A 23,820-nucleotide genomic window follows, 5' to 3' on the forward strand; every position below is an offset into this window, starting at 1 on the left:
TGGCCAGATCACGGACATCAACGGCAAGCTGGCCGATGCGGTGTTGTACGACTCGTCGGCGCACGATTCGGTGACGCTGGGTGGTGTGGATTCGACCACGCCGGTGGCGCTGCACAACGTGGCGGCGGGTGAAGTCTCGGCTTCGAGCTTCGACGCGGTGAACGGCTCGCAGTTGTACAACGTGGCGAGCTCGACGGCTGATGCGCTGGGTGGCGGCTCGACGGTGAACGGCGACGGCTCAATCTCGGCTCCGACGTATGTCGTGGGTGGTGACACCTACAACAACGTGGGTGGCGCGATCACGAACCTCGATGGCCGCGTGACGCAGAACACGACCGACATCACGACGATCACCAACAACATCAACAATGGCACGATCGGCCTCGTCCAGCAGGGCCAGGCGACGCGCAACATCACCGTAGCGAAGGACACGGACGGCATGATCGTGGACTTCACGGGCACGGTGGGCACGCGAGTGCTGACGGGTGTGTCGGACGGTGCGGTGAACGCTTCGAGCGTGGAAGCGGTGAATGGCTCGCAGCTGTACGCGACGAACACGAACGTCTCGAACCTCGCAGGCGACGTGACAACCCTCGCAGGCAACGTAACGAACCTCGCCGGCGATGTGACGACGCTGCAGGGCGACGTGACGACCATCAACGGCCAGATCACGGACATGCAGGGTCAACTGGCCGATGCGGTGCAGTACGACTCGTCAGCGCATGATTCGGTGACGCTGGGCGGTGTGGATTCGACCACGCCGGTGGCGCTGCACAACGTGGCGGCGGGCGAGTTGAGCGCGTCGAGCACCGACGCGGTGAACGGCTCGCAGCTGTACAACGTGGCGAGCTCGACGGCTGACGCGCTGGGCGGCGGCTCTACGGTGAACGGCGACGGCTCGATCTCGGCTCCGACGTACGTGGTGGGTGGCGACATCTACAACAACGTGGGTGGTGCGATCACGAACCTCGATGGCCGCGTGACGCAGAACACGACCGACATCACGAATCTGCAGGGCGACATTACGAATATGAGCGGCAAGATGGCTGACGCCGTGATGTACGACTCGTCAGCGCATGATTCGGTGACGCTGGGCGGTGTGGATTCGACCACGCCGGTGGCGCTGCACAACGTGGCGGCGGGCGACGTCTCGGCTTCGAGCTCCGACGCGGTGAACGGCTCGCAGCTATACAACGTGGCCAGCTCGACGGCTGACGCGCTCGGCGGCGGCTCGACGGTGAACAGCGACGGCTCGATCTCGGCCCCGACCTACCTGATCGGCGGCAGCACGTTCAACAACGTGGGCGGCGCGTTGACCAACCTCGATGGCCGAGTGACGCAGAACACGACGAACATCACGAACCTGACGCAGAACATCAACAACGGCACGATCGGTCTGGTGCAGCAAGCCACGCCGACCAGCACGGTGACGGTGGCGAAGGACTCGGGTGGTGCGACCGTGGACTTCACCGGTATGGCGGGCACGCGCACGCTGACGGGTGTGTCGGCAGGTGAAGTATCGGCGACCAGCACGGATGCGGTGAACGGCTCGCAGTTGTACTCGCTGAGCCAGAGCGTGACGAACATCGCCGGCCAGACTGCCAATGCGGTGCAATACGACTCGTCGGCGCATGACTCGGTCACGCTGGGCGGTACGGGTTCGACCACGGCGGTTACGGTCCACAACGTGGCGGCCGGCACGGCGGACACGGATGCGGTGAACGTGGGCCAGATGAACGCGGCACTCGCGAACGTCACCAACATCGTTGAAAACGCGGGCAACCCGATGTTCTCGGCAGATGGCAACCGGAACACCGAAGCGGCTTCCGCGACGGGCACGCATGCCACGGCAAGCGGCGCGAACGCGAACGCCAGCGGCGCGCAATCGAGCGCGATGGGTGCGAACTCGGCGGCGAGTGCGGCGAGTGCTTCGGCAATCGGGGCGAGCTCGACCGCGAGCGCCACGAACGCGACGGCAATCGGTGCGGGCGCTACGGCGACCGGAGCCAACTCTGTTGCGCTCGGTCAGGGAGCAGTAGCGACCGAGGCAAATACGGTATCGGTGGGTTCGGATACCGTGCAGCGCCGGATCACCAACGTCGCGGCAGGTCAGAACGGCACCGACGCCGTCAACGTGAACCAGTTGAACGACGCGATGAGCAATGCCCAGGCCGGCGTGATGAATCAGGTCCAGCAAGGCGTGCAGCAAGCCAATGCCTATACGAACCAGCAGATCAACACCGTTCGTCAGCAGATGAACGCGCTCGGCGCAACGGCGATGGCGGCTTCGTCGCTCGTTCCGAACGCTCGGGCGGAAGGCAAGTTCCAGATGGGCGTCGCCGCGGGTACGTATGGCGGTCAGAGCGCGCTCGCAGCCGGTGCGAACTGGTACGTGAGCGATCGCCTGCTGTTGAACGCACACGTAGCACGCTCGACGGGCAGCGGCGGCAGCACCGGCGCCTCGGTTGGCGCGACGTTCGGATTCTGATCGATCGTGGTCCAGGCTCGCCATGGGAAACCGTGGCGAGCACGGAGAATCTCATGAATAAAACTTTGATATGGGGCGCATTGCTCGTGGCGCTGGCGAGCGCCCAGGCGTCTGCCAGCATCCGCAGCGACGCCGAGGCCCTGATGCCGGCGGCACAGCGCGTCGCCGACCCGTACCAGCGCGGTCAGGCCGAGGGCTGGCTCGAGATCGCAGAGCGCCAGGACAGCCATGTGCTCGTCTCATCCGTCTACAACGACGCGGCGGCGCGTGCGCTCAACAACGGTCGTCACTTCATCGACGGCAGCGTGCCGTTCCAGCCGATCTACGGCCAGAAGAACTGGCCATCGATTGAAACACGCGAGAAGTGGGTCAAGGCGCTGCAGGAAATCGAGCGCGCGAACCAGCGCGCCTCGCAGTCGCCGTGCCGCGGCGAGGATGCGGGACGTCTTGCCGCGCTAACCGACGCGGCGTGGAAGGAGCAGGACGAAACCCACGGTACGCGTTGGGTGCACGGCTGGGATGAGATCGAGCGTGCGCGGCAACTCGCGCGGAAGGTGAGCGACGAACTCGATAAGTGCGTGCCGCCGCCGGCGCCACAGCCACCACCACCGCTCGCTGAGCCTGTTTCACTGTCGGCCGATGCGCTGTTCGATTTCGACAGTGCGATGCTTAAGCCGGAAGGGCAGCGAATGGTCGAAGCGCTCGCCGAGCGTATCCGCGAATCGCATGCAGAGCTTCGGCTTTTGAGGATCGATGGGTATGCCGACCGACTCGGTTCGGCGGCGCACAACGAGAAACTGTCTCTGCAGCGCGCACAGGCGGTGCAGCGTTCGTTGCAAGCAAGCGGGATCGCGGCCGAGCGCATCGAAGTCAATGGCCGCGGCGCAGCAGAACCGGTGAAGTTCTGTGCAGGCAAGACGGCGACTCCAACCGTAGTCGAGTGTCTTGCGCCGAATCGGCGCGTACAGATCTCAATGCAATAAGTGCGGAATTCGGGCTCGCGAGTCCGGGACGTGAGCCGCATGGCGGCTTCTCACCTTGACTAAACAAATGAGGCAAAAACATGAACCATCGTTTTAAACTCGCTGTTGCCCTGGCCATTTTCGGTGCGATTTTTCTTTCGCCGATGACGAGGGCAAGTGAGATCTCGGACAAGGCTCAAATTGAGCAAGTCGAGAATTCGTGGGTGACGGCTACTATCGAGGCGGATAAACCGACCCTTGATCAGGTGTTGCATCCAGACTTCGTTCAAGTCACGGAAAACGGCCAGATTCAGGACAAGGCGGGTGCTCTGGCCGCGCATAAAGCGGTGCAGGGCTATTCGCAGCAATTCAGCTCTTTGAGGATCCGTGTCCACGGGGACACAGGCGTTGTCACGGGCGTCGTGGACTATCGCGTCAGTCCCGGCTCCACTGTGCAGCAATCAACCTTTACAGATGTTTTCGTACGTGGCGGGCCGCGTGGCTGGCAGGTGCTCTCCTCGCAAGGGACGCAGCGGCGCTAATGCTTTGCCGCGCTCGCCCCACCGTCGGCTTGCCGAACAGATAGACATCGGCCTATATCGCGAATGACGGCTGGGGCGGAGCTTGATTCGCTAGCCCACCGCGTTGGCGTTCCATGGCGTGAGCGGCGAAGGCGCGTTGGTGGCCTCGCGCAGGACGCGCCAGTTCGAATTTCGAAGTGTTTCGATATCGATTGAAGCCGGGGCGCGATAGCATGGGTTACGTATGACGGGCGCGCAGACCGGCTGGGTAGGAAGCTCTGCACCCGATCGACAGATGCAGTCGTCACCAGTCAGGTGACGGCACAACGGAACACGCTGTAGGGAGCGTGTCGCGGATGGTCGGTGTGACCGTCTGCATTTGGCAGGGCTTTTGCGGCGCGTCCTTGGGTTGGGAGCGCCGCTTCTTTTTTTGCGCGGTTGTACGCGGCGCTCGAACGGGCGTATCGGCTACGGCACGCATGCTGCCGAGGCACAGCACGGCACGCGGCTCAATCCTTCCTCGCGGCCGCGACCATGGCCGGCTTGCCGAACAGCTCGATGATCGCCCGATGCAGCGGATATTTTTCTGCGAGCGCATTCACATCCGCCATCTCGAATTCGCTGAACTCGAACCCAGGCGCAACCGTGCAGCCCACCAGCGCATAGGTGGACGGATCGCAGCAGCGCGCCGCGAACCAGTGTCCCGCAGGCACCACCGCCTGAAAAACCGTGCCCGGATGGTCGAGCGCATGGCCGAGCTTGCGCGTGGAGAGCACGCCACGCTCGTCGATCGAATGGATCTCGATGGGCGAGCCCGCGTAAAAGTGCCACAGCTCGTCGGATCGGATGCGGTGCCAGGCCGAATATGCGCCGTTCGCGAGAAGAAAGTAGATCGCGGTCGAGGCCGTGCGCGGGCCGTCGGTGGCCGGTGCGCCGTCGCGGCGGATCAGCTTGTCCGAGCGGTAGGTTTCGCTGTAGTAGCCGCCTTCAGGATGGGGTTCGAGCCCGAAGCGGCGGATCAGCTCGTCGACGGGGCCGCCGGCGCTCGCCGGCTCGGTTGACTTCGCAGTGGTCATGGGCTCGGGCCTCCTTGTCCTTGTCGATCGCACGAAGCTGTCGGGTTCCGGTAGGGTAGGTCATCTCCGGGCGTCCAGCATTCGAGGAGGCCAGACGTCCTTAGCGTTCCTTTTCGTCAATCAGTGCCAGCAGCCCGCGCAGCGCATGCACGGCGGCCTGCACGCGTATCTGCTCCCGGTCGCCCTTGAAGACCAGCGTTTCGACGCTCGTGTGCAGCCGGTTGCTCCAGCCGAACGACACCATGCCGACCGGTTTTTCCGGCGTGCCGCCGCCCGGACCGGCCACACCCGTAATGGCGAGCGAAATTTGTGCCCGGCTGTTGCGCAGCGCGCCTTCGGCCATCGCGCGCGCGACCGGCTCGCTCACGGCGCCGTGCTTTTCGATGAGATCGGCGGGCACGCCGATCATCTCCGTCTTCGCCTGGTTCGAATACGTGACGAAGCCGCGTTCGAACCAGCCGCTGCTGCCCGAAATGTCGGTGATGGCGGTAGCGACCATGCCGCCCGTGCAGGACTCGGCGGTGGCGAGCATGAGCCGGGCGTCGCGCAGTTTGTTCCCTGCGCGGATGGCGAGTTGATGGACGACGGAATCGGTAGGCATGGGGGAGTGTCCGTGGCGGTGTGTCGGATGTGTTCTTTTCGGGGTGCGGCGGCGGACTGCGCGGCGCTCAGACCGACATGCGCCAGAGTGCGATCACGAGCAGCGTGAAGAAGGCGGCAATGAGGTCGTCGAGCATGATGCCGAAGCCGCCCTTGAAGCGCCGCTCGAGATAGCGGATGGGCGGCGGCTTCACCGTGTCGAAGAAGCGAAAGACGACGAATGCCCAGAGTTTGCCCATGAAGTCGATGGGCGCGATCATCAGCAGCACGAGCCAGAACGCGACGATCTCGTCCCAGACGATAGCCGAGGGGTCTTCGGTGCGCAGCATTTTCGCGGTGTATCCAGTGATGCCAATGCCGGCGAGATAGCCCACGACAATCAGGAGGCCCCAGTCGAGCACCGTGAAGTAGCGGTTGAGCACCTCGAAGGCCGCCCACGCGAAGAGCGTGCCGGCAGTGCCCGGCGCGAGCCGCGAGAGTCCGGAGCCGAAGCCGAGCGAGATGATGTGCAGCGGATGCGAGAGCATGAACGGCGCATCGGCGCGGCGCGGCCCGTTGGGAGCGGCGCTCCCGGTATTTGCGCCGCTCACGCCGGCAGAGGCGGGCTGGCCGGCCGCCGCGAGTTTGTCGGCGGGCGAGGGCGTAGGGTCAGTCTGCATGAAAGTGATCGAAGCCTTGCAACGTCAGGTTGAGCGGCGCACCGGACGCGTCGCGCCATGCGATGGCAGGCCACGCTTGCGCTTTGGGCCTGGCGTGCGCGCCGTCGTGGGCCGCAACGGCAGCCTCGGCCGATGCGGGCGATGCGGTCATTTGGGCAGAAGTGATTGTACCGATGCGCGTCACGCGCACGCCCGCCTGTTGCGCCGCTGCCTCGACGGCGCCGCGTTGTGCTTGCGCTGCGGTGAAGCAGAGCTCGTAGTCGTCGCCGCCCGCGAGCGCGCACTGCAGCTGCAGCGCGCGCGGCAGACGCGCGAGCGCCACGGACAGCGGCAGCGCGTCCACGTCGATCTCGGCATTCACGCGCGAACGCTCGAGGATGTGCAGCAGGTCGCCAGCGAGTCCGTCTGAGACGTCCAGCGCCGCGCGCGCAATGCCCGCGAGCGCGAGACCGAGCGCCACGCGCGGCTCGGGGTATTCGAGTGCGCGGCGGAAATGGGTGGCGTCGGCACGATCGATCTGCACGTGTGGCCACTCGCCACGCAGCACGGCGAGACCCGCGCGCGCGTCGCCCGGCGTGCCTGACACCCAGACATCGTCGCCGGGCCGGGCCGCGTCGCGCCGAAGCGCGTGAGCCTCTCGTACCGAGCCGAAGACGGTAATGCACAGATTGAGTGGACCGGCGGTGGTGTCGCCGCCGATCAGCTCGCAGCCGTATCGGTCGGCCAGCTCGAAAAGCCCGCCGCTGAACGCCTCGAGCCAGTCCTCGCGCGGCTTGGGCAGCGCGAACGCGAGCGTGAAGCCGAGTGGCGCGGCGCCCATTGCGGCGAGATCGGAGAGATTCACGGCGAGCGCCTTGTGGCCGAGCGCGCGAGGGTCGACGTCGGGAAGAAAGTGACGGCCTTCCACGAGCATGTCCGTGGATACGGCCAGCATCTCGCCGGCGGCGGGCGCGATGAGCGCGCAGTCGTCGCCGATGCCGAGCGCGGCGCGGCGCGTGTTCGTGCGGGCGCGTCGCGCGAAATAACGGTCGATCAGGGAGAACTCGGAAAGCATGACGAAAGGTCTATGGCGAATGGCTTGGTTGATCCCGCGCGAGCCGCGCCGGCGGGGCGTTCCCCTCATCACGGTCGCGTCAGCTGCGCCCGAACTATAAGGAATGCTGCCAGGGATTGGCGCTACAATGCGTCCGAATCAGCGTTTGAATTGCCATTCTAATCCGCACTTGGGGCCTGCCTCTCATGTCGAATTCCGCCACGAACAAGCTTCGCGAAGCTGCCCTCGACTATCACGAATTTCCGACTCCCGGAAAGATCGCGATCGCGCCGACCAAGCAGATGATCAACCAGCGCGATCTCTCGCTCGCGTACTCGCCGGGTGTCGCGTTCGCGTGCGAGGCGATCGTCGAGAATCCACTGAACGCCGCGCGCTTCACGGCGCGCAGCAACCTCGTGGGCGTCGTGTCGAACGGCACGGCCGTGCTCGGCCTCGGCAATATCGGGCCGCTCGCCTCGAAGCCGGTCATGGAAGGCAAGGCGGTGCTGTTCAAGAAGTTCGCCGGCATTGACGTGTTCGACATCGAGCTGAACGAGATGGACCCGCACAAGCTCGTGGACGTGATCGCCGCGCTCGAGCCCACCTTCGGCGGCATCAATCTGGAAGACATCAAGGCGCCGGAGTGCTTCATCGTCGAACGCGAAGCCCGCAAGCGCATGAAGATCCCGGTCTTCCACGACGACCAGCACGGCACGGCCATCGTGGTGGCGGCGGCCTTCACCAACGGCCTGAAGGTCGTGGGCAAGGACATCAAGAAGGTGAAGCTCGTGGCGTCGGGCGCGGGCGCGGCGGCGCTGGCGTGCCTCGATTTGCTCGTCGACCTCGGCCTGCCGCTCGAGAACATCTACGTGACCGACCTCGCGGGCGTGGTCTACAAGGGCCGCACCGAGCTGATGGACCCGGACAAGGAGCGCTTCGCACGCGAAACCGACGCGCGCACGCTTGCCGAAGTGATCGAAGGCGCCGACATTTTCCTCGGCCTGTCCGCTGGCGGCGTGCTCAAGCAGGACATGGTCAAGCAGATGGCCGCGAAGCCGCTCATCCTCGCGCTCGCGAACCCCACGCCGGAAATCCTGCCGGAGCTCGCACTCGAAGTGCGTCCGGACGCCGTGCTCGCCACCGGCCGCACGGATTACCCGAACCAGGTCAACAACGTCCTGTGCTTCCCGTTCATCTTCCGCGGCGCGCTCGACGTGGGCGCGACCACCATCACGCGCGAGATGGAAATCGCCGCCGTGAACGCGATTGCCGAACTGGCGCGCCAGGAGCAGAGCGACGTCGTGGCCACGGCCTACGGCATCCAGGATCTGCAATTCGGGCCTGAATACCTGATTCCGAAGCCCTTCGATCCGCGCCTCATCGTGAAGATCGCGCCGGCCGTCGCCAAGGCGGCGATGGACTCCGGTGTGGCGACCCGTCCGATCGAGGACATGGACGCCTACACCCAGCATCTCCAGCAGTTCGTCTACCACAGCGGCACGACCATGAAGCCGATCTTCCAGATCGCGCGTGCCGTGGAGCCGGAGAAGAAGCGCATCGTGTTCGCCGAAGGCGAAGAGGAGCGCATTCTGCGCGCGGTGCAGATCGTCGTCGACGAAAAGCTCGCGAAGCCGATTCTGATCGGCCGCCCGGCGGTGATCGAGCAGCGCATCGCGCGCTACGGTCTGCGTCTGGTCGCGGGCCAGGACTACACGGTCGTGAATACCGACCACGACGAGCGCTACCGCGACTTCTGGCAGAGCTACGCCAAGCTGATGGCGCGCAAGGGCATCACGCAGCAGATGGCCAAGCTCGAAATGCGCCGCCGCACCACGCTGATCGGCTCGATGCTGGTGCAAAAGGGCGAGGCCGACGGCATGCTGTGCGGCACGGTCAGCACGACGCACCGCCATCTGCACTTCATCGACCAGATCATCGGCAAGAAGGAAGGCTGCAGCGTTTACGGGGCGATGAATGGGCTCGTGCTGCCCAATCGCCAGATCTTCGTGGTCGACACGCACGTGAACGTCGACCCGACGCCGGAGCAGCTCGCCGAGATCACCATCATGGCGGCGGAAGAAGTGCGCCGCTTCGGTATCGAGCCGAAGGTCGCGCTGTGCTCGCATTCGAACTTCGGCTCGAGCAACGCGCCTTCGGCGCAGAAGATGCGCGATCTGCTCGAGATCCTCAAGGAGCGCGCGCCGGACCTGCAGGTGGACGGCGAAATGCACGGCGACGTCGCACTCGATCCGAAGCTGCGCCGCGAAATCCTGCCGGAGTCGACGCTCGAAGGCGAGGCGAACCTGCTCGTCATGCCGAACATCGACGCGGCGAACATCTCCTACAACCTGCTGAAGACGGCGGCGGGCAACAATATCGCCATCGGCCCGATGCTGCTCGGCGCGGCCAAGCCGGTGCACGTGCTGACGGCTTCGGCCACCGTGCGCCGGATCGTCAACATGACTGCGCTGCTCGTCGCGGATGTGAACGCGACGCGTTAAGTCGTTCAAGTCACTCGCATTAAATTCCGGATTGGCCGCGTCCCCGCGGCTTCATGCCTCGCACCGGCGGCGCCACCCGCCGCCGGTCTCCCCCCGCCGCTCTCCCGCCGTGCTCCAGGATGGTTGCCTGACGTCGTACGGGCACCATTTCCCCGCTTGTAAAATTTACCGGTTTTCGCCTTGTGCGCGGTCAAGCCCCGTGTGCCGTCGCAGGAGCGAGATTGCTTCCAGGGGCCATTAGCGATACCCTTACATCTTTCATGGTCGTCGAACGCGTGATCCGAGAGGCAGGAATCCGTAGATGGTACGTATAGGACTGCCTGATGATGCGGCCACGAAAGACGCTGGCGCATTGGCCGGACCGGCAGATGCAAGCCATTGTTTTAGTGGGGATTCTGGAAAGCGTTCGAGCGGTATCCGTCGTTTGGCACTGGCTGCGTCAGGCGTATTTCTGGCGGCAGTTCTCGTGTGCTCGCAAGGCGCCGCGGCACGTACTCAGGCGGCGGACGATGACGGAGCGTCGGTTGGCACCGTGAGCGTGGGCGAGTTGCCGCGCGAAGCGGTCAACACGCTCAGTCTGATTGCCGAGGGCGGGCCTTATCCGTTTGAGAAGGACGGCGTCGTGTTCGGCAATTACGAGCGTCAGTTGCCGCAGCATCGGCGTGGCTACTACCACGAATACACCGTCCCGACGCCCCGTGCGCACAACCGCGGCGCGCGTCGGATTGTCTGCGGCGGTCCGCCCAGGCAGACGGACGACTGCTATTACACCGACGACCACTACGCAAGTTTTAGACGAATTGTTGAATGACACCGGGAAAAGCGGCATGAGCGATAACACTTACGCGCACGACCCGCGGGTCGCGAGCGATCTGTTCGCGTCCGGCGAGGGCAACCTGTTCCAGCGCGTCATGCAGATGCATCACGACGACCAGCAGCGCGAAGCCGCGCGCAGGGGCGAGGCGAATCCATCGAACGAGGAGGCCATGGACCTGTTTGCGACCGTCAGGCCGAATATCGTCCAGTCGATCCGCGCGTTCCGCGTGCAGGATCTCGCCGACGAGGCGCAGCGGCTGCAGCAGCATTTCCTCTACGCGTTTTGCGCCAATGCGCAGACTAAACAGGAAGTGCTCGAAACCATTGCCATATCGTTTCTGTTTCCGAAGCATTTCGGCAAGAACTACGATGGTTTGTACGACTGCCTGACCGATCTGGTGCAGAAGGCCGGCGAGCAGCCGGGCTTCGTGATCGTGCTGGAAGGCCTGCCGATCGCCCAGAAGTTTGACAAGGACGGGCGCGAGACGCTACTCGACGTGTTCCGCGAAGCTTCGGAGTACTGGGCCGAGCGCAAGGTGCCGTTCCGGGTCTTTTATTCGTTCGCCTGAGCGGTGTGTGGCGCGCCGCCGCGAGAAGCGTCGGCCGCCGTAATTTGTCATTCGAGTGCCGTCGCATTCTTGCGACAAAAAAACGCAGGCCCGCCGCATGATCACATGCGGCGGGCCTTGTCATTTTTACCCGTTCTTACCAGCCGCCCCAGCGCGCGGCGAGTGCCGCGAGCACGGCGATGCCTGCCGTCTCGGTGCGCAGGATCCGCGGTCCGAGCCCCACGGCGATGAAGCCGTGATCGAGTGCAGCCGCCTCTTCCGGCGATGAAAAGCCGCCTTCCGGCCCCACGAGCACGGTGATCTCGCCTTGCGGCGGGTTGTGAGGCAAGGTGGCGAACGACACGTTCGCGCGCGGCGAAAGCAGCACGCGCAACTCGCCTTCGCCGGGCGTTTTGGGCAGCGAGCCGAGCCAGGTGCCGATCTCGCGCGTGGAGGCGACTTCGGGCATGCGGTTGCGGCCGCACTGCTCGCACGACGCCTGCACGATGCGCTGCCAGTGAAACTGGCGGCGCACGGCGCGCTCGCCTACCAGGCGCACGACGCTGCGAGAGGTCGTGAGCGGCACGAAGTTCGTCGCACCCAGCTCGACTGCCTTCTCGATCAGCCAGTCCATCTTGTCGCTGCCGGCGATGCCTTGTGCGAGTGTGAGCCGGTACGGCGGCTCGGTTTCGATATCGCGGAACGGGCCGACGCGCACCTGTGTGTCGCGGCGCTCCATGGAGATGATTTCGGCGCTGAATTCACCCCCCATGCCGTTGAACAGCACGATGGTGTCGCCGGGCAGCAGGCGCAGCACCTGAACGTGTCGCGTCACATCGTCCGGGAGGGTGAAGACGTCGCCGGATTGCAAGGAATTTCCGACGAAAAAACGGGGCATAAGACAAGTTCTCATTGCTTCATGACAAATGGCGAGCAAGCGCCCAGCGGTAGCCGTCGAGATCTTCGACCTGAGCAAAACGGTCACCCCAGAACTGGTCCTGCGGCTCGCTCAACGATTTCGCGCCAGCGTCCAGCGCTCGCGCATATACCGCGTCGACATTGTCGACGTAAAGGTAAAAGGATTGGGGGGCGATCGCGTCCGAGCTCTTCGGCGTGCGCGCCGTCGAACCGAATGCGCCCTCCGGCGCGAACATCACGATCAACTGATCGTGATAGGTCATTTCGACGTGCATCACCGCACCGTCGTCCTCCACGCAATCGCGCAACGCAAAACCGAAAGCCGCCCGGAAAAATTCGATGGCGGCGCGCGCGTCGCGCACCGCCAGATACGGCGTTAGCCACGGCACGCCTGCGGGGCGGGGTGGGGTCATCGAATATCTCCAGGTTCGGGTTTCGGGCGAGGCGGGTTACTGGAGGCTGTCTAAGTCGGCTAGCACGCAAAAAAATGTAACGAACCCAACGATTCTCCAACGTTGCGCTTCCTAAAGCTGTAGGAATTGGCCTAGTTTATCTCGGGCGAATTGAGGCGCCGCCAGAAGTGGCGCATGCGGGGCGCATCGTACAAGCCCGGCCCCTCCAGCCGTCCAGCCGTCTCGCGCATATCGGAAAAACCGTACAGCGCATCAGTGGTGGGACGAAAGAGGCACACTGCAGTGACGACGGTCTCGAGCAACGATGGCGTCCGGATCAGACGGTCGCGGTGCATTGCGCGTGGTCGTGTGCAAGATGGCCGCAAACTCGGCCAACGACAGGCCGGCGCCAGGCAATAAGTGGAGTTAAAAGCGGGCCTGATTGGGTTGGAAATAAGGGTAATAGCTGCATTATACGGGCGGGCATCCGGGCCGCCGCCGCTGTGCACCGCGCCCAGTCGAGAGTTCAGGCGGTGCCAGGTCGCGCGCCGGGCGCGGTGAGAAAAATTGGGGTCTGATAAATATCGGATTCCAGCTTCGACCTGGTCCTGGACAGGTCCTACAGCCAGGGAAAGTCCTCACGATCTGTTAGAATATCGCCCTTTGCAGCCCTGTCCGTTTGCTCTGGCCGTTTGCGTCTTCCTGGCGCCGCATCGTGCGCCGCAACGAACATTTTTGCCGAGCTTCCGGAACCGTACGCTGCTGTGCGCCCGCTGCTGAACGCAGCCGCCCAAGCCGCTTTTTGCACTCGTTCCCCCGGACTCGACATGACGACCTCGTCCTCCCCCGCTACCACCCAGTTGATGGCCAACGCGATCCGCGCGCTGTCCATGGACGCCGTTCAGCAAGCGAACTCCGGTCACCCCGGCATGCCCATGGGCATGGCCGAGATCGCCGTCGCGCTGTGGTCGCGCCATCTGCGCCACAACCCGACCAACCCGCACTGGAGCGACCGCGACCGTTTCGTGCTGTCGAACGGCCATGGCTCGATGCTGCTGTATTCGCTGCTGCATCTGACCGGCTACGACCTGCCGATGGCAGAACTGAAGAACTTCCGTCAGCTGCACTCGAAGACGCCGGGCCACCCCGAGTACGGCATCACGCCGGGCGTCGAGACGACCACGGGCCCGCTCGGCCAGGGTCTGGCGAACGCGGTTGGCATGGCGCTGGCCGAGGCGCTGCTCGCGGCCGAGTTCAACAAGGCCGACGCGAAGATCGTCGATCACCACACCTACGTGTTCCTCGGCGATGGCTGCCTGATGGAAGGCATCTCGCATGAAGCCTGCTCGCTCGCTGGCACGCTCAAGCTGAACAAGCTGATCGCGCTCTACGACGACAACGGCATCTCGATCGATGGCGACGTGGTCAACTGGTTCCACGACAACACGCCGGAGCGCTTCGAAGCCTATGGCTGGAATGTGATCCCGCACGTGGACGGCCACGACGTGGACGCCGTCGACGCGGCCATCCAGAAGGCGAAGGCCTCGGACAAGCCCACGCTGATCTGCTGCAAGACGATTATCGGCAAGGGTGCGCCCACCAAGCAGGGTGGTCATGACGTGCACGGTGCGGCGCTCGGCGCCGATGAAATCGCGAAGTGGCGCGCAGCGGCTGGCTGGAAGTGGGAGCCGTTCACGCTGCCGCAGGAAGTCTATGCAGACTGGGACGCGAAGGCTGCCGGCGCGAAGTTCGAAGCCGCGTGGAACGAATCGTTTGCGGCGTACCAGGCGAAGTACCCGGAACAAGCCGCCGAATTCGAGCGCCGCATGGCTGGCAAGCTGCCTGCCGACTGGGCGCAGAAGGCTGCCCAGATCATCGCCGGCGCGGATTCGCGCAAGGAAACGGTCGCTACGCGCAAGGCTTCGCAGCAAGCTATCGAAGGGCTTGCCGCGGTGTTGCCCGAGTTGCTCGGCGGCTCGGCCGACCTGACCGGCTCGAACCTCACCAACTGGAAGGCCTCGAAGCCCGTGCGCGCGGCCAAGGAAGGCGAGACCGGCATCCAGTGGGGCAACCACATCAACTACGGCGTGCGTGAGTTCGGCATGAGCGCGGCGCTCAACGGCATCACGCTGCACGGCGGCTACAAGGCGTTCGGCGGCACCTTCCTGACGTTCTCGGACTACAGCCGCAACGCGCTGCGCGTGGCCGCGCTGATGAAGTGCCCGTCGATTTTCGTGTTCACGCACGACTCGATCGGCCTCGGTGAAGACGGCCCGACGCACCAGTCGATCGAGCAGGTCGCGACCTTGCGCCTGATCCCGAACATGACGCTCTGGCGTCCGGCCGACACCGTCGAAACCGCGGTGGCCTGGACCGAGTCGATCGCGCATCATGGCCCGTCGAGCCTCGTGTTCAGCCGTCAGAACCTGCAGTTCAACGAGCGCACCGACGCACAGATCGCCAACATCGCGAAGGGCGGCTATGTGCTCAAGGACTGGAACGACGACATCCCGAGCCGCAAGATCATCCTGATCGCGACCGGCTCGGAAGTCGAACTGGCCATGAAGGCCGTCGAGCCGCTGCAGCGCGAAGGCATTGGCGCGCGCGTGGTGTCCATGCCGTCCACGAACGTGTTCGACATGCAGGACGCCGAATACAAGGAACGCGTGCTGCCCAAGGGCGTGCGCCGCGTGGCGATCGAAGCCGGCGTGACCGACTTCTGGCGCAAGTACGTGGGCCTCGAAGGCGGCGTGGTTGGCATCGACACGTTCGGCGAATCGGCTCCGGCTGGCGTGCTGTTCAAGCACTTCGGCTTCACGGTCGATCACGTCGTCGCGACGGCCAAGGCCGCGCTCGAAAACTAAGCTTGACTCATGGGCCCGCCTTGCGCGGGCCTGTTGTTTTCGAAATTCGTTTTCCTATTTCGCTTTTGAATTTCGTTGTGCGCGTGTCGCCTTGCCGCCCCAGCGAGGCGGGCCGCGCCAACCGCATCGGTATCAGGATTTTTCAGCCCTCAGGAGATAAACCATGACCATTCGCGTCGCTATCAACGGCTACGGCCGCATCGGCCGTAACACGCTTCGCGCGTTCTACGAGAACGGCAAGAAGCACGACATCCAGATCGTTGCGATCAACGACCTGGGTGACGCGAAGACCAACGCGCATCTGACGCAATACGACACGGCACACGGCAAGTTCCCGGGCGAAGTCTCGGTGGACGGCGAGTACCTCGTCGTGAACGGCGACAAGATCCGCGTGCTGGCAAACCGCAACCCGGCCGAGCTGCCGTGGGGCGAGCTGGGCGTCGACGTCGTGATGGAGTGCACGGGCTTTTTCACGACCAAGGAAAAGGCCAGCGCGCACATCAAGGGCGGCGCGAAGAAGGTGATCATCTCGGCGCCGGGCGGTAAGGACGTCGACGCAACGATCGTCTACGGCGTGAACCACAACGTGCTGAAGGCCGAGCACACGGTCATCTCGAACGCATCGTGCACGACCAACTGCCTGGCACCGCTCGTCAAGCCGCTGAACGACAAGATCGGCCTCGAAACCGGCCTGATGACGACGATTCACGCGTACACGAACGATCAGGTCCTGACCGACGTGTACCACGAAGACCTGCGCCGCGCACGCTCGGCCACGCAAAGCCAGATCCCGACGAAGACGGGCGCGGCTTCCGCTGTCGGCCTCGTGCTGCCGGAACTGAACGGCAAGCTCGACGGCTACGCAATCCGCGTCCCGACCATCAACGTGTCGATCGTCGACCTGTCGTTCATCGCCAAGCGCGACACGACGGTTGAGGAAGTCAACGCCATCATGAAGGAAGCTTCGGAAGGCGCGCTCAAGGGCATCCTCGGCTACAACGAAGCACCGCTGGTTTCGGTCGACTTCAACCACAACCCGGCATCGTCGACGTTCGACGCCACCCTCACGAAGGTCTCGGGCCGTCTCGTGAAGGTGTCGAGCTGGTACGACAACGAGTGGGGCTTCTCGAACCGCATGCTGGACACGGCGGTGGCTTTCGCGAACGCGAAGTAAGCACGCTTGTTTTGTGGTCGTGCTCCGCCGGGCCTCGCGGCCCGGCGTGCGGCACGAAAAAGCCGCCCTTCGGGGCGGTTTTTTTTCGACCTTATTTTTCGGTGGCGATGTCCGGCGCCGGTGCCGGGGTGGTCGAGGGGACCGGCGGCGTCGGGAAATAGACGCCCGCACGCTGGGCGGCACTGGCGATATGCGCCTCGATGGCCGCACCCGCTGCAGCGCTGTCGCGCGCCTTGAGCGCCACCACGATCAGGCCATGCTCGCGATGCGTGGAGAGCACGAGCTCGCGCCGGTAGAACGGCATGCGCTGGCTCTCTTTCATGATGTCGGCGCTGCTGCGCAGGATCGATTCGATTGCCGCATTGCCGGCGAGACTCACGATGCGCATGTGGAATTCGAAGTCCAGTTGCGCGGCCTCGTCGAGCTCGTCGCAGGCGAGCGCCTCGTGCAGCGTGTCCGTGTTGTGCTCGAGCCAGGCGACGTCGGCGTCGCCGATCGCGAGCGCCGCCATGCGCGCGGCGAAGCCTTCGAGCGCGTAGCGCATCTGGTAGGTATCGGGCAGCGACGATTGATCGGCAAAGCGCCACGGATGGACGCTCGTGGCCTGCGCGCTCGTCACGTAGACGCCCTTGCCGGCGCGGATCGACAGCATGCCGAGCGCTTCGAGCGTCGAGAGCGCCTCGCGCAGTGAAGCGCGGCTGATCGCCAGTTCCTCGGAGAGTTGCCGCTGCGCGGGCAGCAGGCTGCCCACCGGGTACAGGCCACCTTCGATCCGCGCACGGATCGTGGCGACGGCGGCGTCGGTGACGGTATGCGGGACGTTCTTCATCGGATTGCGCAGGGCGCTCGCGTGGTCTGACCTGTATTGTAGTCCCGCCCGGCGCACCTGCATGGGGCGCCGCATCAAAGCCCTTCTGGCGCAGCGCGCGCCACCCCGCGCTGGCTTGCGAACTGGTCTGACCGCGCAAGGGTAAACACCGCACGCTCCAACCTTGACTCTACTATATCGGCTTCCTACTATTGGCCATAACGGTACTGGTCTGACCAGTCAGAACAGTTACTCGCTTCCCTCGCTCGTAGGAGACAGTCGTGACGAAGTTCTTCAATTCGCTGTTTGGCCGCGTAGTGATTGCCCTCGTGCTGGGCATCGTAGTCGGTGCGGTGTTTCCCCATTTCGCCCAGTCTTTGCGGCCGCTCGGCGACGGCTTTCTCAAGCTCATCAAGATGGTGATCGGTCCCATCGTGTTCTGCGTGGTCGTGAGCGGCATGGCGCACGCGGGCGACCTGAAGAAGGTGGGGCGCGTCGGTTTGAAGTCGGTGATCTACTTCGAGGCGATGACGACCGTCGCGCTCGTGATTGGCGCCGTGCTCGCGTATCTCACGCGTCCGGGCGCCGGCATGAACGTGGACTTGCATTCGCTCGATGCGGCATCGCTTGCGACCTACACCGAGCACGCGAAGAGCCTGAAGGACACCGCCGGATTCCTGCTCAAGATCATTCCCGACACCGCGTTCGACGCGTTCGCGAAGGGTGACATCCTGCAGATCCTCGTGTTCTCGGTGCTGTTCGGCAGCGCGCTCTCGCTGCTCGGACCGAAGGCGCAGCGCGTGAACATCCTCATCGACGAGCTCTCGCAGGTGTTCTTCCGCGTGATGGGCTTCATCATCAAGCTCGCGCCGCTCGGCGTGCTCGGCGCGATTGCGTTCACGACCGGAACCTACGGCGTGGCCTCGCTCAAGCAGCTCGGCTTCCTCGTGGTGGTGTTCTACGCGAGCTGCTTCGTGTTTGTCGCGGTGGTGCTCGGCATTGTGATGCGGCTGGCGGGCTTCAATGTCTTCAAGCTGATCCGCTATCTGCGTGAAGAACTGTCGATCGTGCTCGGCACCGCGTCGTCCGACGCCGTGCTGCCGCAGATCATGCGCAAGCTCGAATGGATGGGCGTGAAGGACTCCACCGTGGGTCTCGTGATCCCGACCGGCTATTCGTTCAACCTCGACGGCTTTTCGATCTATCTCACGCTCGCCGTGATCTTCATCGCGCAGGCCACCAATACACCGCTCTCGCTGCACGACCTGATCGTGGTGGTGCTGGTGTCGCTCATCACGTCCAAGGGCGCGCACGGCATTCCCGGCTCGGCGATCGTGATTCTCGCCGCCACGCTCTCCGCGATTCCCGCGATCCCCGTGCTCGGGCTCGTGCTGATCCTGCCGGTGGACTGGTTCGTCGGCATCGCGCGTGCGCTCACGAACCTGATTGGCAATTGCGTCGCCACGGTGGTGGTTGCCGTGTGGGAGCGTGACATCGACAAGGCGCGTGCAAAGCGTGTGCTGAACCTCGAGCCGGGCTACCTGTACGTGCCGGCCGGCGAAGCCGATGCCGAGGCCGACGCACACAACCCGGCGCTCGGCGGCAAGCCCGCGCACGCGCTCTGAGTCAGGCGCGCCGCCCGCATGGCCTGGCCGGCACGGGCGGTGTTCGACGAGCTACGCGGCGCTGCCGCTTTCTTTCGATGAGCTGAACGACATCATCATGTCCCTTCCGACACTGGATCCCAATCAAGGAGCACGCATGCAAACCCTGCCGATGGAACCTTTGACGCGCGAGGCTTTCGCGCCATTCGGCGACGTGATCGAGCTTGACGGTGCACGCCATTTCCCGATCAACGGCGGCACGACCGAGCGCTTCCACGATCTGGCGTCGATCGACGTGGCGCAGGCGGGTGGCCGCGCCATCGTCAGCGTATTTCGCGCCCAGCCGCGCGCCTGGCCCGTCGAGATCGCGATGATGGAACGGCATCCGCTCGGCAGCCAGGCGTTCGTGCCGCTTCGCGACGTGCGTTATGCGGTGGTCGTCGCACCGGCGGGCGAATTCGATCCGACGCAGTTGCGTGCGTTCTGGGTCGAAGGCGGGCAAGGCGTCAATTATGCAAAGGGTGTCTGGCACCATCCGCTGCTGGCGTTCGATCGCGTGAGCGACTTTCTCGTGATCGACCGTGGCGGCGAGCAGCCCAATTGCGACGAGATCGCACTGGAAGGGACCTGGCGGCTCGTGCATGCGAGCGAGCCCGTCGCGCTCGCTTGAGGTCCGCTCCGGCTCCGGCGCAGCCCTCGCAACGAGGCCTGGCGGCGCACGAACCGAATGCCGCGAGGCCGCCCGCTTCTCAGAATTGATGTCCCCAATCGGTGTCCCAAACGAAAAAACGCCACGGCAGAGTTGCCGTGGCGTTTTAGCTTGGCGCGAGCCGGTGATAGCCCGCCCGCACCCGCGCGCTGCCCGCTCAGTGCTTGCGGTGCGGGCAATTTTCCTTGGTGCACGCGCCGTACAGCGCGAGTGCGTGCTCCTGGAGCTTGAAGCCACGTTCGTTGGCAATTGACTGCTGGCGCTTTTCGATTTCGGGGTCGAAGAATTCTTCGACGAGGCCGCAATCGAGACATACGAGATGGTCGTGGTGGCTGCCTTCGTTGAGCTCGAAGACGGCCTTGCCGGACTCGAAGTTGCTGCGGGTGAGCAGGCCCGCCTGCTCGAACTGCGTGAGCACCCGGTAAACCGTGGCGAGGCCGATGTCGAGCTCCTCGTTCAGCAGGTTGCGATACACGTCTTCGGCGGTGAGGTGACGCACGGGGCTATGCTGAAAAATCTCCAGGATCTTCAGGCGAGGCAGTGTCGCCTTGAGGCCGATGTTCTTGAGATCGGTTGGATTGGTCATGACTATAAGTCCCTGGAGTACAATGCTGGGTTCTTATGTTAATGGGTTTTTGCCGTTCCGGGCAGTTTCGGCGGAACTCGATCGAACGTCTACAGAATACGCGCGGCTTCGCGACAAGCCCGCACGGTGAGGGAAATGATTCCAGAATTCACAACGATCGGCCGCCGCCTGAGCGGCCGCCGCGTAGCGTGCACCCTGCTGGCTGCGGCCGCGTTCGCGACGCTCGCCGGCTGCGGCACTTACGACAGCCTGACGCAGCGCGTTGCGCAAAGCATCACGCCGTACCGCATCACCATTGTGCAGGGCAACTTCGTCTCGAAGGAAGCCGCGGCGCAGATGCACGTGGGCATGTCGCGAGCCGAAGTCAGGCAATTGCTCGGCACGCCGCTGCTGACCGACATGTTCCACGCGAACCGCTGGGACTACGTCTTCTATTTCAAGCGCGGCTCGACCGCCGTGGTCCAGCAGCGTGACTTCGTCGTGATGTTCGACGGCGACCGCGTGTCGAGCTGGTCGGGTGGCGAAGACCTGCCGTCGAATCTCGAATTGCTCGCCGAAATCGATGGCGATAAATCGGGCAAGAAGGCCAAGGCCGTCGCGGCTGCGCCGGCTTCGGGCGCGTCGGCGCCTGAAGCCACGCAGGCTTCGGCCTCGGGCGCCGCGGGTCCGACCGTCGGCGACACGGCGCGCACGCCGTCTTCGGAACTCGGCACCGCCACTTCGCAGTTGCCGCTCGACGCGAACGCGCAGGCCGCGGCCGCCGCGAACCGTGCCACGGAAGCCGTGCAGACGCCCTCTGGCCTGACGCCTTCGGTGCGCGCGGGCACGCCGACCTCGTCGGCGCTGCCGCCAGGCGTGGGCACGATGCCGTCGCAGATCCAGCTGCACCGTCAGCCGGCGCCGCAGATCCAGGGTGTGCCGCAATCCAACCCGATCGGCCCGGCTCCGGGCGCGCAGGGCACTGGCGACACCGAAACGAATCCGCTGCCGCCGTCGCAGAACGCGCCGCTCACCGCGCCGCCGCAAACGCCGTCCCAGGCGCCGGCGAGCCCGAATGCGGCGTCGGGCGGCTGATCGCGCTGGCGCAAAAGACGCCCGCGCGCGGGTTCGCGAGTTTATCCGCGCATTGGCCTGCTTATTGGCCTGCTCATTGGCCTGATCTCAGGCAGGCTCGCCGCGGGTAATGCATACAGGGCCTGGCGCCGCGCGCCGGGCATTTCATCGGCGGCTTCGGGCCGCCGCGTTTTTTGGCAATGTCCCTCAGCGTCCGCCCGGCGGCCGTGCGGTCATCGACCGGGTTTTGCTGGCGGGGCTGCCGGACTCACGTTTTCAGGAAGAGCCATGAAAATCGCAATCGCTGGGGCATCGGGCCGCATGGGCCGCATGCTCATCGAAACCGTCCTGAATTCCCCCGACGTCACGCTCTCGGGCGCGCTCGTGCGCAAGGGCTCGGCCGCCATCGGCCAGGACGCGGGCGCGTTCCTCGGCAAGGAAACCGGCGTGCGCATCACCGACGACATCGAGCAGGTTTTCGCGCAAAGCGACTGCCTGATCGACTTCACGCGCCCCGAGGGCACGCTCGAGCATCTGGAAGCCGCGCAGCGCCACGGCGTGAAGATGGTGATCGGCACCACGGGCTTCGACGCGCAGCAAAAGGCGCAGCTTGGCGCCGCCGCGCAGAAGATCGGTGTCGTGTTCGCGGCCAATATGAGCGTGGGCGTGAACGTCACGCTCAAGCTGCTCGAATACGCGGCGCGCTTTTTCGAGACCGGCTACGACATCGAGATCATCGAGGCGCACCATCGCCATAAGGTCGACGCGCCCTCGGGCACCGCGCTTGCGATGGGCGAAGCCGTCGCGCGCGCGCTCGGGCGCGATCTCGACGAATGCGCGGTGTACGGCCGCAACGGCGTGACCGGCGAGCGCGATCCGTCGACGATCGGCTTTTCGGCGATTCGCGGCGGCGATATCGTGGGCGACCATACCGTGCTGTTCGCGGGTATCGGCGAGCGCATCGAGATCACGCACAAGTCGTCGAGCCGCCTGTCCTACGCGCAGGGCAGCGTGCGCGCCGCGTGCTTTCTGCAAGACAAGGCCACTGGCCTGTACGATATGCAGGACGTGCTCGGCTTGCGCTGAGCGTCGTTTCCCTGTCCGGCGGCGCGTGTGTGCCGCGCCGGGCCTGCGCCGCAGGCGCGCGCGAGGGTTTCAAACCGGAGCGCGCAGCCGATTCCGGGCGCCGGGTCACGGACCGCAAGGCAGGGGACAGAACGTAGGCGACACGAGGCAGGCGAGGTTCAATGGCAGCGAGTACCGGAGTCATCCATTATTTGCAGACGAGCGACGCCGTCACGCACGCCGTGGCTTGGGTGCTGCTGGCCATGTCGATCGCGAGCTGGTGCTTTCTGCTGGTGAAGACCTGGGTGCTCGTGCGGGCCAAGCGCCAGGGGCCCCGCGCGGTCGCGCGGTTCTGGCAGGCGCATTCGCTGGCTGACGGCGTGAGCGCAATGCGCGCGCTCGACCGCGAGCGCGTGTTCCTGCCGCTCGCCGAGGCGGCGCTCGCATGCGCCGAGGCCGACGCGCCGGGCGCGCTGCTCGCGCGCGTGGACCGTGGCGAGCGCGTGCTGCGGGCGCTGCGTGGTGCGCTGCAGGCGTCGCAGCGGCGGCTCGAATTCGGGCAGGTGCTGCTCGCTTCGGTTGGCAGCACGGCGCCGTTCGTCGGGCTGCTCGGCACGGTCTGGGGCATCTATCACGCCCTCGGCAGCATCGCGACGAGCGGCCAGGCGATGATCGAGAACGTGGCCGGGCCAGTAGGCGAGGCGCTCATCATGACGGCTTTCGGTCTCGTCGTGGCGATTCCCGCGGTGCTCGCCTACAACGTGCTTGGCCGCCTCGTGCGCCAGCTCGGCGACGATCTCGACGGCTTCGCGCACGATCTGCACGCGTATGCCAGCGCGCCGGAGGGCACGCCGCCGCGCCGCGAAGGTGCACAGGGTGCGCCGCGCGAAGACGTGCGCGCCGGGTCGTATTGACCTGCGTATCGGCGTGCACTGACTGACCGGCAACTCGCGAGGAACGACGCACATGGCATTCGGCGGACTCGAGAAGAAGCGCGATTCGGCGCCGATGGCCGATATCAACATGACGCCGCTCATCGACGTCATGCTCGTGCTGCTCGTCATCTTCATCATTACCGCGCCGCTCTTCACGCACGCCATCCGGCTCGATTTGCCGCAAGTCGCGGCCGAGCCCGTGCAGCAGACGCCGCAGACCGTCACGCTTTCGATCGACGCCGCAGGCAAGCTCTACTGGAACGCCCAGCCCATTTCGCTCGACGAGTTGCGCGCGCGCTTCACCGCCGCGGGCAAGGCGCCCGAGGCGCAGCAGCCCGAACTGCAATTGCGCGCCGCGCGCGAGACCCGCTACGAAGTCATTGCGCAGGTCATGGGTGCCGCACAGCAGGCAGGGCTCGCGCGCATCGGCTTCGTGACCGAGCCGCCGCCGCCCGGCCAGCATTGACCGGACCGCCGCCGGCGCCGCTCGTGCCGGCCTTCGCCTGCG

The 23,820-nt window shown here is 64.9% G+C and carries 23 protein-coding genes; 14 read left to right on the plus strand and 9 right to left on the minus strand.

What is annotated here, in order from left to right:
- From EYW47_RS17990 to EYW47_RS18000, 3 genes are all read left to right on the plus strand, one after another.
- Positions 1-2,488, plus strand: a 2,488-nt coding sequence (locus EYW47_RS17990; RefSeq protein WP_205710097.1) for a YadA family autotransporter adhesin, incomplete at its 5' end; no start/stop codon positions are given.
- An 86-nt stretch (positions 2,489-2,574) separates the two neighbouring features.
- Positions 2,575-3,471: an OmpA family protein gene (locus tag EYW47_RS17995; RefSeq protein WP_240763773.1), complete on the plus strand. Its 897-nt coding sequence runs from the start codon at positions 2,575-2,577 to the stop codon at positions 3,469-3,471.
- 80 nt (positions 3,472-3,551) lie between these two features.
- Positions 3,552-3,992, plus strand: coding sequence for a nuclear transport factor 2 family protein (locus EYW47_RS18000; RefSeq protein WP_133196191.1), 441 nt, complete (start codon positions 3,552-3,554; stop codon positions 3,990-3,992).
- A gap of 488 nt (positions 3,993-4,480) precedes the next feature.
- On the opposite strand, the gene EYW47_RS18005 is transcribed toward EYW47_RS18000, so the two are convergent.
- The 4 genes from EYW47_RS18005 to thiL form a co-directional block, all read right to left on the minus strand.
- On the minus strand, positions 4,481-5,047 hold the full coding sequence (locus EYW47_RS18005) for a cupin domain-containing protein (protein WP_133196192.1): 567 nt from the start codon (positions 5,045-5,047) through the stop codon (positions 4,481-4,483).
- Between the two features lie 100 nt (positions 5,048-5,147).
- Positions 5,148-5,648, minus strand: coding sequence for a CinA family protein (locus EYW47_RS18010; protein ID WP_028216217.1), 501 nt, complete (start codon positions 5,646-5,648; stop codon positions 5,148-5,150).
- Between the two features lie 67 nt (positions 5,649-5,715).
- The gene (locus tag EYW47_RS18015; protein WP_133196193.1) at positions 5,716-6,306 is read right to left on the minus strand and encodes a phosphatidylglycerophosphatase A family protein; all 591 of its coding nucleotides are present in this window, start codon (positions 6,304-6,306) and stop codon (positions 5,716-5,718) included.
- Positions 6,296-7,360, minus strand: a complete 1,065-nt coding sequence (thiL, locus tag EYW47_RS18020) for a thiamine-phosphate kinase (RefSeq protein ID WP_133196194.1) — start codon at positions 7,358-7,360, stop codon at positions 6,296-6,298. Before thiL ends, EYW47_RS18015 begins: the two co-directional genes overlap by 11 nt.
- 185 nt (positions 7,361-7,545) lie before the next feature.
- Here thiL and EYW47_RS18025 point away from each other — a divergent pair, with 185 nt between their 5' ends.
- From EYW47_RS18025 to EYW47_RS18035, 3 genes are all read left to right on the plus strand, one after another.
- Positions 7,546-9,840 (plus strand): NADP-dependent malic enzyme, encoded by a 2,295-nt coding sequence (locus EYW47_RS18025; RefSeq protein ID WP_133196195.1) that lies wholly within the window; start codon positions 7,546-7,548, stop codon positions 9,838-9,840.
- A 415-nt stretch (positions 9,841-10,255) separates the two neighbouring features.
- The gene (locus tag EYW47_RS18030; RefSeq protein WP_133196324.1) at positions 10,256-10,651 is read left to right on the plus strand and encodes a guanyl-specific ribonuclease; all 396 of its coding nucleotides are present in this window, start codon (positions 10,256-10,258) and stop codon (positions 10,649-10,651) included.
- 16 nt (positions 10,652-10,667) lie between these two features.
- Complete coding sequence (locus EYW47_RS18035; protein ID WP_133196196.1) at positions 10,668-11,225, plus strand: barstar family protein; 558 nt, start codon at positions 10,668-10,670, stop codon at positions 11,223-11,225.
- A 136-nt stretch (positions 11,226-11,361) separates the two neighbouring features.
- On the opposite strand, the gene EYW47_RS18040 is transcribed toward EYW47_RS18035, so the two are convergent.
- From EYW47_RS18040 to EYW47_RS18050, 3 genes are all read right to left on the minus strand, one after another.
- Positions 11,362-12,102, minus strand: coding sequence for a 16S rRNA (uracil(1498)-N(3))-methyltransferase (locus EYW47_RS18040; RefSeq protein WP_133196197.1), 741 nt, complete (start codon positions 12,100-12,102; stop codon positions 11,362-11,364).
- A gap of 19 nt (positions 12,103-12,121) precedes the next feature.
- Positions 12,122-12,535 (minus strand): VOC family protein, encoded by a 414-nt coding sequence (locus EYW47_RS18045; protein ID WP_133196198.1) that lies wholly within the window; start codon positions 12,533-12,535, stop codon positions 12,122-12,124.
- A 131-nt stretch (positions 12,536-12,666) separates the two neighbouring features.
- On the minus strand, positions 12,667-12,870 hold the full coding sequence (locus tag EYW47_RS18050; protein ID WP_133196199.1) for a hypothetical protein: 204 nt from the start codon (positions 12,868-12,870) through the stop codon (positions 12,667-12,669).
- A 471-nt stretch (positions 12,871-13,341) separates the two neighbouring features.
- On the opposite strand from EYW47_RS18050, the gene tkt reads away from it, so the two are divergent.
- Positions 13,342-15,378 carry a transketolase gene (gene tkt, locus EYW47_RS18055; protein ID WP_133196200.1) on the plus strand — a complete coding sequence of 679 codons (2,037 nt, stop codon included), beginning with the start codon at positions 13,342-13,344 and terminating at the stop codon, positions 15,376-15,378.
- 163 nt (positions 15,379-15,541) lie between these two features.
- On the plus strand, positions 15,542-16,552 hold the full coding sequence (gap, locus tag EYW47_RS18060; protein WP_133196201.1) for a type I glyceraldehyde-3-phosphate dehydrogenase: 1,011 nt from the start codon (positions 15,542-15,544) through the stop codon (positions 16,550-16,552).
- Positions 16,553-16,643: 91 nt separating this feature from the next.
- On the opposite strand, the gene EYW47_RS18065 is transcribed toward gap, so the two are convergent.
- Complete coding sequence (locus tag EYW47_RS18065; RefSeq protein WP_133196202.1) at positions 16,644-17,381, minus strand: FadR/GntR family transcriptional regulator; 738 nt, start codon at positions 17,379-17,381, stop codon at positions 16,644-16,646.
- A 260-nt stretch (positions 17,382-17,641) separates the two neighbouring features.
- Here EYW47_RS18065 and EYW47_RS18070 point away from each other — a divergent pair, with 260 nt between their 5' ends.
- Both EYW47_RS18070 and EYW47_RS18075 read left to right on the plus strand, forming a co-directional pair.
- The gene (locus tag EYW47_RS18070) at positions 17,642-18,985 is read left to right on the plus strand and encodes a C4-dicarboxylate transporter DctA (protein ID WP_133196203.1); all 1,344 of its coding nucleotides are present in this window, start codon (positions 17,642-17,644) and stop codon (positions 18,983-18,985) included.
- A 136-nt stretch (positions 18,986-19,121) separates the two neighbouring features.
- Complete coding sequence (locus EYW47_RS18075) at positions 19,122-19,634, plus strand: ureidoglycolate lyase (RefSeq protein ID WP_133196204.1); 513 nt, start codon at positions 19,122-19,124, stop codon at positions 19,632-19,634.
- A 196-nt stretch (positions 19,635-19,830) separates the two neighbouring features.
- On the opposite strand, the gene fur is transcribed toward EYW47_RS18075, so the two are convergent.
- Positions 19,831-20,259 (minus strand): ferric iron uptake transcriptional regulator, encoded by a 429-nt coding sequence (gene fur, locus EYW47_RS18080; RefSeq protein ID WP_028216204.1) that lies wholly within the window; start codon positions 20,257-20,259, stop codon positions 19,831-19,833.
- A gap of 135 nt (positions 20,260-20,394) precedes the next feature.
- On the opposite strand from fur, the gene EYW47_RS18085 reads away from it, so the two are divergent.
- From EYW47_RS18085 to EYW47_RS18100, 4 genes are all read left to right on the plus strand, one after another.
- On the plus strand, positions 20,395-21,333 hold the full coding sequence (locus EYW47_RS18085; RefSeq protein WP_133196205.1) for an outer membrane protein assembly factor BamE: 939 nt from the start codon (positions 20,395-20,397) through the stop codon (positions 21,331-21,333).
- A 267-nt stretch (positions 21,334-21,600) separates the two neighbouring features.
- Complete coding sequence (gene dapB, locus EYW47_RS18090; RefSeq protein WP_133196206.1) at positions 21,601-22,398, plus strand: 4-hydroxy-tetrahydrodipicolinate reductase; 798 nt, start codon at positions 21,601-21,603, stop codon at positions 22,396-22,398.
- 161 nt (positions 22,399-22,559) lie between these two features.
- Positions 22,560-23,291, plus strand: a complete 732-nt coding sequence (locus EYW47_RS18095) for a MotA/TolQ/ExbB proton channel family protein (RefSeq protein ID WP_133196207.1) — start codon at positions 22,560-22,562, stop codon at positions 23,289-23,291.
- Positions 23,292-23,343: 52 nt separating this feature from the next.
- A complete protein-coding gene (locus EYW47_RS18100; RefSeq protein ID WP_133196208.1) occupies positions 23,344-23,778 on the plus strand; it encodes an ExbD/TolR family protein in 435 nt (144 codons plus the stop codon).
- Positions 23,779-23,820: the final 42 nt, after the last annotated feature.

Origin of the sequence: Paraburkholderia silviterrae, assembly GCF_004353915.1 — a bacterium.
Classification (GTDB): domain Bacteria; phylum Pseudomonadota; class Gammaproteobacteria; order Burkholderiales; family Burkholderiaceae; genus Paraburkholderia; species Paraburkholderia silviterrae.

Bases quoted from the DNA above. Each gene is read 5' to 3' on its own strand.
- EYW47_RS18000 (WP_133196191.1), top strand. From the start codon at position 3,552: ATGAACCATCGTTTTAAACTCGCTGTTGCCCTGGCCATTTTCGGTGCG.
- EYW47_RS18005 (WP_133196192.1), bottom strand. From the start codon at position 5,047: ATGACCACTGCGAAGTCAACCGAGCCGGCGAGCGCCGGCGGCCCCGTC.
- EYW47_RS18010 (WP_028216217.1), bottom strand. From the start codon at position 5,648: ATGCCTACCGATTCCGTCGTCCATCAACTCGCCATCCGCGCAGGGAAC.
- EYW47_RS18015 (WP_133196193.1), bottom strand. From the start codon at position 6,306: ATGCAGACTGACCCTACGCCCTCGCCCGCCGACAAACTCGCGGCGGCC.
- thiL (WP_133196194.1), bottom strand. From the start codon at position 7,360: ATGCTTTCCGAGTTCTCCCTGATCGACCGTTATTTCGCGCGACGCGCC.
- EYW47_RS18025 (WP_133196195.1), top strand. From the start codon at position 7,546: ATGTCGAATTCCGCCACGAACAAGCTTCGCGAAGCTGCCCTCGACTAT.
- EYW47_RS18035 (WP_133196196.1), top strand. From the start codon at position 10,668: ATGAGCGATAACACTTACGCGCACGACCCGCGGGTCGCGAGCGATCTG.
- EYW47_RS18040 (WP_133196197.1), bottom strand. From the start codon at position 12,102: ATGCCCCGTTTTTTCGTCGGAAATTCCTTGCAATCCGGCGACGTCTTC.
- EYW47_RS18045 (WP_133196198.1), bottom strand. From the start codon at position 12,535: ATGACCCCACCCCGCCCCGCAGGCGTGCCGTGGCTAACGCCGTATCTG.
- EYW47_RS18050 (WP_133196199.1), bottom strand. From the start codon at position 12,870: ATGCACCGCGACCGTCTGATCCGGACGCCATCGTTGCTCGAGACCGTC.
- tkt (WP_133196200.1), top strand. From the start codon at position 13,342: ATGACGACCTCGTCCTCCCCCGCTACCACCCAGTTGATGGCCAACGCG.
- gap (WP_133196201.1), top strand. From the start codon at position 15,542: ATGACCATTCGCGTCGCTATCAACGGCTACGGCCGCATCGGCCGTAAC.
- EYW47_RS18065 (WP_133196202.1), bottom strand. From the start codon at position 17,381: ATGAAGAACGTCCCGCATACCGTCACCGACGCCGCCGTCGCCACGATC.
- EYW47_RS18075 (WP_133196204.1), top strand. From the start codon at position 19,122: ATGCAAACCCTGCCGATGGAACCTTTGACGCGCGAGGCTTTCGCGCCA.
- fur (WP_028216204.1), bottom strand. From the start codon at position 20,259: ATGACCAATCCAACCGATCTCAAGAACATCGGCCTCAAGGCGACACTG.
- EYW47_RS18085 (WP_133196205.1), top strand. From the start codon at position 20,395: ATGATTCCAGAATTCACAACGATCGGCCGCCGCCTGAGCGGCCGCCGC.
- dapB (WP_133196206.1), top strand. From the start codon at position 21,601: ATGAAAATCGCAATCGCTGGGGCATCGGGCCGCATGGGCCGCATGCTC.
- EYW47_RS18095 (WP_133196207.1), top strand. From the start codon at position 22,560: ATGGCAGCGAGTACCGGAGTCATCCATTATTTGCAGACGAGCGACGCC.
- EYW47_RS18100 (WP_133196208.1), top strand. From the start codon at position 23,344: ATGGCATTCGGCGGACTCGAGAAGAAGCGCGATTCGGCGCCGATGGCC.